This window comes from Streptomyces sp. NPDC028289 (assembly GCF_055565975.1).
On sequence record NZ_JBVHTI010000008.1, the window covers coordinates 448,415 to 459,103 of the forward strand.

At 72.2% G+C, this 10,689-nt stretch carries 8 protein-coding genes; 6 read left to right on the forward strand and 2 right to left on the reverse strand.

The window, feature by feature from the left end; all coding sequences use genetic code 11:
* Positions 1-166: 166 nt before the first annotated feature.
* The 6 genes from ACZ4UV_RS38605 (at position 167) to ACZ4UV_RS38630 (ending at position 9,073) form a co-directional block, all read left to right on the forward strand.
* On the forward strand, positions 167-994 hold the full coding sequence (locus ACZ4UV_RS38605) for a (2Fe-2S)-binding protein (protein WP_467844496.1): 828 nt from the start codon (positions 167-169) through the stop codon (positions 992-994).
* A gap of 38 nt (positions 995-1,032) precedes the next feature.
* The gene (gene glgA, locus ACZ4UV_RS38610) at positions 1,033-2,184 is read left to right on the forward strand and encodes a glycogen synthase (RefSeq protein WP_467844803.1); all 1,152 of its coding nucleotides are present in this window, start codon (positions 1,033-1,035) and stop codon (positions 2,182-2,184) included.
* Positions 2,185-2,288: 104 nt separating this feature from the next.
* Positions 2,289-3,509 carry a glucose-1-phosphate adenylyltransferase gene (gene glgC / locus ACZ4UV_RS38615; RefSeq protein ID WP_451021713.1) on the forward strand — a complete coding sequence of 407 codons (1,221 nt, stop codon included), beginning with the start codon at positions 2,289-2,291 and terminating at the stop codon, positions 3,507-3,509.
* 131 nt (positions 3,510-3,640) lie between these two features.
* A complete protein-coding gene (locus tag ACZ4UV_RS38620) occupies positions 3,641-5,962 on the forward strand; it encodes a GH92 family glycosyl hydrolase (protein WP_467844499.1) in 2,322 nt (773 codons plus the stop codon).
* A gap of 149 nt (positions 5,963-6,111) precedes the next feature.
* On the forward strand, positions 6,112-7,443 hold the full coding sequence (locus ACZ4UV_RS38625) for a wax ester/triacylglycerol synthase family O-acyltransferase (RefSeq protein WP_467844502.1): 1,332 nt from the start codon (positions 6,112-6,114) through the stop codon (positions 7,441-7,443).
* 103 nt (positions 7,444-7,546) lie between these two features.
* Positions 7,547-9,073 carry an SDR family NAD(P)-dependent oxidoreductase gene (locus ACZ4UV_RS38630; RefSeq protein WP_451022770.1) on the forward strand — a complete coding sequence of 509 codons (1,527 nt, stop codon included), beginning with the start codon at positions 7,547-7,549 and terminating at the stop codon, positions 9,071-9,073.
* 208 nt (positions 9,074-9,281) lie between these two features.
* Here ACZ4UV_RS38630 and ACZ4UV_RS38635 read toward each other — a convergent pair whose 3' ends face one another.
* Together ACZ4UV_RS38635 and ACZ4UV_RS38640 are read right to left on the reverse strand one after the other, a co-directional pair.
* Positions 9,282-10,052 carry an SDR family oxidoreductase gene (locus tag ACZ4UV_RS38635; RefSeq protein WP_390041345.1) on the reverse strand — a complete coding sequence of 257 codons (771 nt, stop codon included), beginning with the start codon at positions 10,050-10,052 and terminating at the stop codon, positions 9,282-9,284.
* A gap of 25 nt (positions 10,053-10,077) precedes the next feature.
* A complete protein-coding gene (locus tag ACZ4UV_RS38640) occupies positions 10,078-10,455 on the reverse strand; it encodes a hypothetical protein (protein ID WP_451022771.1) in 378 nt (125 codons plus the stop codon).
* Positions 10,456-10,689 lie beyond the last annotated feature (234 nt).

Here is a 10,689-nt window from a genome sequence, read left to right on the forward strand (position 1 = left end):
AGCAACACTCTGCCCGTCCGCGTGCTTCCCGTCGTCGTACCTGAGCACCTAATGGGTCCTACTACCGATGGAGTACGGCGGGATCCTGATCATCCCCAGGGTGGGGGCCGCCGGGTGGAGACGGTGTGCGCCCGGGATTTCGTGAGGCCTGGTACTACTGCTCCTCGTGGACCTGTTCGAGGACCTGGACCCCCATCTCGCCGCGCTCCGCCCGCTCGGCGGCTTCTTCGTCCTGCGCACGGTCCGACCTGCGGTAGGAGAGCCCGACCCGGCGTGGATCGGCCAATCCACGACCTTGGCAAAGGCCTATGAAAAACTCACATCGGATGTTTACCGGAATGCGCTGACTTTCCGTGTCGACGCTGTTTCGAGGCGTCTGCGTACCGGCGAGCCCCGGGTCGCCGCCTCCATCGCCCACCAGGGGCTGGCCGCCCGGCTCTGGTCCGTCGCCCTCGGCTGCGCCGTCCGCTACGGCCGCCTCCCCGACCTCGGCCCCGGCCTGCTCCACTGGGACCCCGGCGCCACCGCCCCCGACGACCTCTGGCTCGCCGAGGTACGCGCACTGCCCGCCGGCACCGGCCCGGCCGCGCCCGCCGACCCCGTAGTGCCCGCCGACCCCGCAGTACTCGCCGACGCGGTCGTGCGAGTCGTCGTGCACGGCCACCTCGAACCCCTGGGGGCAGCCCTGCGGGACCGCTACGGTCTCGCCGCCGGCCTGCTGTGGGGCAACGCCGGCTCCGCGCTGGCCGGTGCCGCACGGGAGCTGGACCGCTGGGCGCGTGCGAACAGATGTGCTGACGTGGCCGCACGGACCCGCGCCCTCGCCGACGCCCTCTTCGCGCACCCCCTGCTGAGCGCCACCGGCACCCGCACCGGCCTGGCCTTCCGGCGCCGCAGCTGTTGTCTCTACTACCGGGTACCGGGCGGCGGGGTCTGCGGTGACTGTTGTTTCACACAACCACCGCGCTCTTCCCCGCGCGCCGCATCTGGGTGACCATGGAACAACCGGCCGTGGAGAGCGAGGGGTTGCGGGTGCGAGTCGGACTGCTGACCCGGGAGTACCCCCCGGACGTCTACGGCGGCGCGGGTGTGCACGTGGAGTTCCTCGCCAGGGAGTTGCGCCCCCTGGTCGACCTGGAGGTGCACTGCTGGGGCGAGGGCCGCGGGGTCGGCGTCGTCCGGCACCGCCCCTGGACCGCCCTGGACACCGCCAACGACGCGCTGCGCACCTTCTCCGTGGACCTCGCCATGGCCGCGGGCCTCGAAGGCCGCGAGCTCGTCCACTCCCACACCTGGTACGCCAACCTGGCCGGCCACGTGGCCAAGATGCTCTACGGCGTCCCGCACGTGGTGACCGCCCACTCGCTGGAGCCGCTGCGGCCCTGGAAGGCCGAGCAACTCGGCGGCGGCTACGCCCTGTCGAGCTGGGCCGAGCGCAGCGCGGTCGAGGCCGCCGACGGCGTGATCGCGGTGTCCGGGGCGATGCGCACGGACATCCTCGACTGCTATCCCGCCCTGGACCCGGCGAAGGTCCACGTCGTGCACAACGGCATCGACACCACTCTCTACCGCCCGGACCGCGCCACCGACGTCCTGGCCCGGATCGGCATCGACCCCGGCCGCCCCTACGTGCTGTTCGTCGGCCGCATCACCCGCCAGAAGGGCGTGCCCCATCTGCTGCGCGCGGTACGGGACATCGACCCGGCGGCCCAGGTCGTGCTGTGTGCGGGGGCGCCCGACACCCCGGAGATCGACCGCGAGTTCCGCGAGCTGTTCGCGGAGCTGAGCCGGGTCCGTGAGGGCGTGCACTGGATCCCGCAGATGCTGCCGCGCGCCGACGTCATCCAACTCCTCACCCACGCCGCCGTGTTCGCCTGCCCCTCGGTCTACGAGCCGCTCGGGATCGTCAACCTGGAGGCGATGGCCTGCGGCACGCCCGTGGTGGCGTCCCGGGTCGGCGGTATCCCCGAGGTCGTCGAGGACGGCAAGACGGGCCTGCTGGTCGACCTGGACGACGACTTCGAGGGCGGCCTGGCGCGGGCGCTGGACGCCGTCGTCGGCGACCGGGAGACGGCCCGCCGGATGGGCGAGGCCGGACGGGAGCGCGCCGTGGGGGAGTTCGGCTGGGACGCGGTGGCACGACGCACGGTCCGGCTCTACGAGGAGATCCTCAAGCAGCCGTAACGACAGGCGTAACGAACAGGCCGCCTGTTCGACGCGATCCCGGTGCAGGCTTAGCGGGTGTGCTCCCAGGGCAGGCATGGAGCACCAGGGTGAGGGGAGCGGCCATGCGTCGTGGTGGGCCTTCGGTACTCGGGATCGTGCTGGCCGGCGGGGAGGGCAAGCGCCTGATGCCGTTGACCGCCGACCGGGCGAAACCAGCGGTCACCTTCGGCGGTACCTACCGCCTGGTCGACTTCGTGCTGTCCAACCTGGTCAACGCGGACGTGCTGCGCATCTGTGTGCTGACCCAGTACAAGTCGCACTCGCTGGACCGGCACATCACCACCACCTGGCGGATGTCCAGCCTGCTCGGCAACTACGTCACCCCGGTCCCGGCGCAGCAGCGGCTCGGCCCGCGCTGGTACCTGGGCAGCGCCGACGCCCTTCTGCAGTCGCTCAACCTCGTCAACGACGAACAGCCCGACTACGTCGCGGTGTTCGGCGCCGACCACGTCTACCGCATGGACCCCCGGCAGATGCTGGAGCAGCACATCGAGGGCGGCGCCGGGGTCACGGTCGCGGGCATCCGCATCCCGCGCGCGGAGTCCTCGGCGTTCGGTGTGATCACCCCGGGCTCGGACGGGCAGACGATAGAGACCTTCCTGGAGAAGCCCGCCGACCCGCCGGGTCTGCCGGACGCCCCGGACTGCGTCTTCGCCTCCATGGGCAACTACATCTTCACCACCAAGGCCCTGGTGGAGGCCCTGCACCGGGACGCCGAGGACGACGACTCGGTGCACGACATGGGCGGCTCGATCCTGCCCCAGCTCACCGCCCGCGGCGAGGCCCAGCTCTACGACTTCGGCACCAACCACGTCCCCGGCGAGACCAGTCGCGACCGCGGCTACTGGCGGGACGTCGGCACCCTCGACGCGTACTACGACGCCCACATGGACCTGATCGCCGAGCGGCCCGCCTTCAACCTCTTCAACCGCAGCTGGCCCATCTACACCCACTCGTACCAGCTCTCCCCGGCCCGCTTCAACGCCGGCGGCATGGCGAGCGAGTCCATCATCAGCGCGGGCTGCCTGATCCGGGGCCAGGTCACCCGGTCCGTGCTCTCCCCGGGCGTGCGGGTCGACCCGGGCGCCGTGGTCCAGGGGTCGATCCTGCACGACAACGTGGTCGTGGGCCGGGGCGCGGTGGTGCGCGGCGCGGTGCTGGACAAGAACGTCGAGGTCCCGCCCGGCGCGACGATAGGCGTCAACCCGGAGCGTGACTCGGAGCTGTACACCGTCTCCAAGGGCGGGGTCATCGCCCTCGGGAAGGGGCAGATCGTCTCGTAGCCCTCGTGCGCACTCCAACTCGCGCGCGACGCGCTGCGAGTGAATAACCCTCATTTGCCGGACTTTGGGGCCCTCTCCCCTCACGATGCAGACAGCGATGTCGAACTGTCGAACTTCGGAGGTCGTCCGACATGAGAGGGACCCGGTGCACACGGCTGTGCCTCGCCGCGGTGCTGACAGCGTCCGCGCTGCTCACCGCCCCCGCCGCGGGGGCCGCCGAACCGGCCGACGGCCACCTCGCCGACCTGGTGAACCCCTTCATCGGCAGCCAGGACGAGGGCAACACGTTCCCCGGCGCGGCCGTGCCCTTCGGCATGGTGCAGCTCTCTCCGGACACCGGGCACAGCACCGGCTACGACTACTCCCAGCGCCGGATCCGCGGCTTCTCCCTGGTCCACCTCTCCGGCGTCGGCTGCGCCATCGGCGGCGACCTGCCCGTGCTGCCCACCACCGGGGACGTCACGCAGACGGACTACGCCGAGTACGCCGTCGGCTTCGACCACGCCGACGAGGCGGCGAGCCCCGGCTACTACCGCGTCGGCCTCGACTCGGGCGTGACGGCCGAGCTGACCGCGACCGCCCGCACCGGCGTCCAGCGCTACACCTTCCCGGCCACCGGCAAGGCCAACGTCCTGCTCAACGCCCACCAGGCGCTGCACAAGGCGGTCAGCAGCGACGTCGAGATCCTCGACGACCACACCGTCCGCACCAGGATCACCGGCCACGGCTTCTGCCGCGAGACCGCCCCGTACACCGTCTACACGGTCACCCGCTTCAGCCGCCCCTTCACCGCGTACGGCACCTGGAACGGCACCGCGGTCACCCCCGGCTCCCGCACCGGAGCCGACGGCGCCTACGTCCGCTTCGACACCACCCGGGACCGTACGGTCGAGGCGACCACCGCCCTGTCGTACGTCGACGCACACGGCGCCGAGGTCAATCTGCGCGCCGAGGGCGGCCGTTCGTTCGACGCGGTACGGCGGCAGGCCCGGGACGCCTGGGGGCGGCGGCTCGCCGGCATCCGCGTCCGGGGCGGCTCCCCGACCCTGCGCCGTACGTTCTACTCGTCCCTGTACCGCACCTTCCTCGCGCCCAACGTCGGCGAGGACGCCGACGGCCGTTACACCGGCTGGGACCGCCGGATCCACCGTGCCCACGGGTTCACCTACTACCAGAACTGGTCCCTCTGGGACACCTACCGCACCCAGGCCCAGGCGCTCGCCCTGCTCGCCCCGCGCGAGGCCCGCGACATGGCCCTGTCGGTGCTGAAGATCGACGAGGAGGGCGGCTGGCTGCCCAAGTGGGGCTACGGCACGGTCGAGACGAACATCATGACCGGCGACCCGGTCACCCCCTTCCTGACCACCGCCTACCAGCTGGGGCTGCTCAAGGGGTACGAGGAGCGCGCCTACCGGGCGCTGAAGAAGAACGCCGACGGCGTGCCGCCGGCCGCCAACGCCGGGGTCGGCCGCGAGGCCAACGCCGAGTACCTCGCCGACGGCTTCGCGCCGTACCTCAAGGGCCGCCCGCACACCAAGGTGGGCGACTCCGACTACGACCACGGCGCCTCCGTGACCCTGGAGTACGCGCTGTCCGACGCGATGCTCGCGCAGCTGGCCCGGGACCTCGGCCATGTCGAGGACGCGGCCCGCTACGCCACCCGGGCGCAGAACTACCGCAACGTCTTCGACCCCTCCACCGGCTTCTTCCGCGCCCGCGACGCCTCCGGCCTCTTCACCGGCAACCCCGACCCGGCCCGCGGCATCGGCTTCCACGAGGGCACCGCCTGGCAGTACCAGTGGCTCGTCCCGCAGGACCTGCCCGGTGTGATCTCCCTGATCGGCGGCGAGCGCGCCACCAACACCCGGCTCGACTCCTTCTTCGCCTACGACAAGCTGCTCGCCGATCCGGAGAGGACCGCGCGGGAGGTGTGGGTGCACGGCAACGCGTACGCCTACTACAACGCGGCCGTCTACAACCCCATGAACGAGCCCGACCTCATCGCGCCGTACACCTACCTCTCCACCGGCCAGCCCTGGAAGACCACCGACGTGGTGCACGCGGCGCTGACCCTGTTCACCGACGGCCCGACCGGGATGACCGGCAACGACGACCTCGGCACCATGTCCGCCTGGAACGTCCTGTCGTCCCTCGGCCTCTTCCCGGTACAGCCCGGCTACGGCACCTGGGGCCTGTCCACGCCCGTGTTCGACCGGGCCGATGTCCGCCTCGACCGGCGCTTCTGGCCGAGCGGCGGATTCACGGTGACCGCACCGGGGACCTCCGCCGGCCACCGGTACATCCAGAAGGCCCGCACCGACGGTGCCGACTACGGCCGTACCTACCTGACGACCGGTGCGCTGCGCTCCCTGCGGTCGCTGGCGTTCACGGTCGGCTCGCGCCCGTCAGAGTGGGGTACGTCACCCGAGGCGGCACCACCGGCGCTGAAATGACCTCAGGCGACGCATGAGCCCCGCCTCTTTCGGAGGGGGCGGGACTTAATCTGCTGTTAACTGAGCGTAGCGTGATCGTACTTGACCGTAATCATGAGTCGGCGTTTGACTGCTGATCCACCCTCCGTCAACGCGAGGCACCCTTTTCGATGACTGAGACTGCTGACCTGCTCGCCCCGCTCGATCTGGCGTTCTGGAACATCGAGTCCGAGCAGCACCCGATGCACCTGGGCGCGCTGGGCGTCTTCTCGGCGCACTCCCCGACCGCCGGGGCGCACGCCGCCGACCTGCTCGCGGCCCGGGCCGCCGCCGTGCCCGGTCTGCGCATGCGTATCAGAGACGTCTGGCAGCCGCTCGCGTTCGGCAGTGCCGCCCGCGAGACCGACCCGGACTTCGACCCCCTGAACCACGTCCGGCTGCACGCCCCGACCGCCGACTTCCAGGCCGTCGCCGGACGGCTGATGGAGCGTCCGCTGGAGCGGGGCCGGCCGCCGTGGGAGGCGCACGTGCTGCCCGGCGAGGACGGGGTGTCCTTCGCGGTGCTGTTCAAGTTCCACCACGCCCTCGCCGACGGGCTGCGCGCCCTGAAGCTGGCCGCCGGCGTCATGGACCCGCTCGACCTGCCGGTGCGCGCACCCCGCTCGATCGAGCCGCCGCGCCCGATGCTGGCGCTGCCCGACGTGCGCAGGCTGCCCGAGCTGGTGCGCGGCGCCCTCTCCGACGTGGGCCGGGCCCTCGACATCGGCGCCTCGGTCGCCCTGTCCGCCCTCGGGGTGAGCTCCTCGGCCGCGCTGAGGTCCGATCCCACCGGCACCCGGAGCATCGCCGGGGTCGACCTCGACATCGACGACGTGCACCGGGTCCGCAAGGCCGTCGGCGGCACCGTCAACGACGTGCTGATCGCCGTCGTCGCCGGCGCCCTGCGCCGCTGGTTGGAGGAGCGCGGCGACTCCACCGAGGGCGTCGCCCCGCGCGCCCTGATCCCCGTCTCCAAGCGCCGGCCGCGCACCGCGACCCCACAGGGCAACCGGCTCTCCGGGTACCTGATACGGCTTCCGGTCGACAACCCGGACCCGATCGCCCGCCTCGACCGCGTCCGCACGGCGATGGTCCGCAACAAGGACGCCGGCCCCAACCGGGGCGCCGGTGCCGTCGCCCTGCTCGCCGACCACGTGCCCGCGCTGGGGCACCGGCTCGGCGGGCCGCTCGTCGGCCAGGCCGCCCGGCTCTGGTTCGACATCCTGGTCACCAGCGTGCCGCTGCCCGGCGTCGGCCTGCGCCTCGGCGGCCACCCGCTCACGGCCGTCTACCCGCTGGCCCCGCTCGCGCCCGGCCAGTCCCTGGCGGTCGCCATCTCCACCTACCGCAACCACGTCCACTACGGCCTGGTCGCCGACGCGAGCGCCGTCCCCGACCTCGACGTGCTGGCCCGCGCGGTCACCGACGAGGTGGACTCGCTGATCGCGGTCTGCGATCCATGATCCGGTCGGGTTTGGAGGTATCGCCCGGAGCTCCGTAAAATTCCCGGTTCGAAAGCGGGCGCGAGTCGGAGCGCCGCTGGTGGATCAGGGAAGCGGCAGCGCGATGACGGTGACACAGGACGGCCCGGCGGCCGAGGACGCGGTGCGGGCCGTGGACGAGGCCGTGGACGGGGCCGTGGTCCACGGCCCCGGCATCGACCCCGAGCGGCTCGCCGTCTGCCTCGGCGTGCTCGCCGAGCTGGACGAGCTGGAGGTCGACCACCCGGACGCCATCGCGGTGCGCCGGGCCACGGCCGGCATCTACCGAACGGTCAAGCAGCGCCGCCGCCAGGAGCGCCGGGCCGCCAAGACCGCCCACGACAAGGCGGTCACCGAGGCCACCGCGACCGGCTCCGCCCAGCGCATCGACGACGAGACCGAGGGCCTGCTGCCCTCCTCCCGGACCGAGGAGGGCAGGGTCGCCGGGATACTCCAGCGCCCGCGCTCCTGCTACACCTGCAAGACCCGCTATGTCGAGGTCGACTACTTCTACCACCAGCTCTGTCCGGACTGCGCACAGCTGAACCGCGCCAAGCGCGACGCCCGCGCCGACCTGGCCGGCAAACGTGCCCTGCTCACCGGCGGCCGCGCCAAGATCGGCATGTACATCGCGCTGCGACTGCTGCGTGACGGCGCCCACACGACGATCACCACGCGCTTCCCGAAGGACGCCATCCGCCGGTTCAAGGCGATGGAGGACTCGGCGGACTGGCTGCACCGCCTGGAGGTCGTCGGCATCGACCTGCGCGACCCGGCGCAGGCCGTCGCCCTCGCGGAACAGGTCGGCGCGGCGGGCCCGCTCGACATCCTGATCAACAACGCGACCCAGACCGTACGCCGGCTGCCGGCCGCCTACGCGGCCCTGGTCGAGGGCGAGAGCGCCCCGCTGCCGGCCGGTGAGCTCCCCGGCCACCAGGTCATCGGCGCCTTCAACTCCGGGGCCGTCGACGGTCTCGCCGCGCTGCCGCTGGGCACCAGCGGCCTGGACGCGCAGCAGGTCGCCGACCTCGCCCTCGTCGCGGGCAACGCCAGTGTGGCCCGGCACCTCGACGGCACCGCCATCGACGCCGGCGGCCTCGTCCCGGACGTCGTCGACACCAACACCTGGGTGCAGACCATCGACCAGATCTCCCCGGTGGAGCTCCTGGAGACCCAGCTCTGCAACTACACCTCGCCGTTCATCCTGATCAGCGCGCTCCGGCCGGCCATGGCCGCGGCCGCGAAGAAGGCGGCGCGCGGCCGCTCGTACGTCGTCAACGTGTCGGCGATGGAGGGCGTCTTCGGCCGCGGTTACAAGGGCGCCGGGCACCCCAACACCAACGCGGCCAAGGCCGCCATGAACATGGTCACGCGGACCAGCGCGGCGGAGATGTTCGAGACCGACGGCATCCTCATGACCTCCGTCGACACCGGCTGGATCACCGACGAGCGGCCGCACTACGACAAGCTGCGGCTGGCCGAGGCCGGCTTCCACGCACCGCTCGACCTGGTCGACGGGGCGGCCCGCGTCTACGACCCGATCGTGCGCGGCGAGGAGGGCGACGACGTGTACGGGGTCTTCCTGAAGGACTACGAGCCGGGCAGGTGGTGAGCCCCGCTTAATCGCTGGCGATGCCTGCCACCGGAGCCCTAGTCTTCTGCCAGGCGCCGGTGTGCCCGGTGCGCAGGTCACGCGTACTTCGTGGTTCGATCCCATACGGGTCCACCCATGGGCCCGTCGCCCGCTGGGGGCAGCCGCGTTGCCGAATTGATCTCGGGCACGCGCGCCTGCCGTGGCCGGGGGTGGGCGCGGCTCCCCCTCAGGTGGGCAAGTGCGCCGCTCTCACCCTGGTACCGCCATCCACCACCAGGTCCGCTCCCGTCACCCACTCCGCCGCGTCCGAGGCCAGCCACAGCACCGCCCCGGCCACATCCTCCGGCTCGCCGATCCGCCCCATCGGCAGCCCCGCGGCGATCTCGTCCTCCCGCGGCTCCCACATGAAGCGGGCCATCTCCGTGCGCACCAGGCCCGGGGAGACCGAGTTGACCCGCACCCGGGGCGCCAGTTCGCCCGCCAGCTGCTGGGTGAGATGCAGCAGTGCGGCCTTGCTGGTGCCGTACGCGCCCACGTGGGGGCCGACATGGGCCGCGCCCTCCGTGCAGATGTTGATCACGGAGCCGCCGTGCTCCCGCATCCAGCCGCGCCACGCGCACTGCGTCAGCCGCAGCGGGGCCTCCACGTTGACGGTGAACGCCTCCCGCCACACGCCCAGGTCGGCACCCATGAGCGGGCCGTACGGGCGGTTGGTCGCCGCGTTGTTGACGAGGATGTCCAGCCGCCCGAACTCGGTCAGCGCCAGCCGGGTCAGCTCCCGGGCGTGCTCCGGCTCGGCGACGCTGCCGGCCAGGCCGACCCCGCCCAGCCCGGCAGCCGTACGCCGCACCTCGTCCGGGTCCCGCGCGCTCACGCACACCAACGCACCGGCCGCCGAGAGCGCCTCGGCGACCGCGCGCCCGATGCCGCGGGTGCCGCCGGTGACGACGGCCGCCCGGCCCCGGAGCCCGTTCGACGGCCCGTAGGATGACGTCACCGCCGTACCGTCTCATGACGGAACGTCAGTCGACAGCCCCCAGGCGGGAGTTGCGGGCGGCGACCAGTTCCAGGACGGTCCGCCAGTCCTCCAGGACGCCCGCGTCGAAGCCGGCGGTGCGGCTCTCCTCGTCCGCCTGGCGCAGGCGCAGTACGTCGTCGTCCGTAGCGGCGCCGTCCCCTCGGACGAGGTGGTAGACACGTTCCCCGAGCAGGTGGCGTACCGTGCGCGCGGCGCCGTCGGCCGGGCCGAGCAGTTCCTCGATGCCGTGCACCAGGCCTGCCACCTGGAGCTCCTTGTCGGCAGGGCGGCTGCGGCGCAGCAGTGCCGCGGCGCGCAGCGCGCGCTGGTGCCGGCAGGCGTACAGCAGATCCATCAGCTCCTCGACGCTGCGCAGCTCCATGCGTCAGTCCTTCCGCGAGACAGCCGTTGTCCTGCGCCATCGGATCATGTCGAGTTTTCGACCCGGCCAACGCAACCTGAACTGCACAGCCTGTTGTGGCCCCGGCCCGGGGCCCCCGGGGGGGGCGCCCCCCCCCGCCCCGGGGGGGGGGGGGGCCCGCACAGCATCACCCCAACCCGCCGGGGCGCCCACCACCCCGCGGGGCATAGGGTGAAGATGGAGGTGACGCGCGAG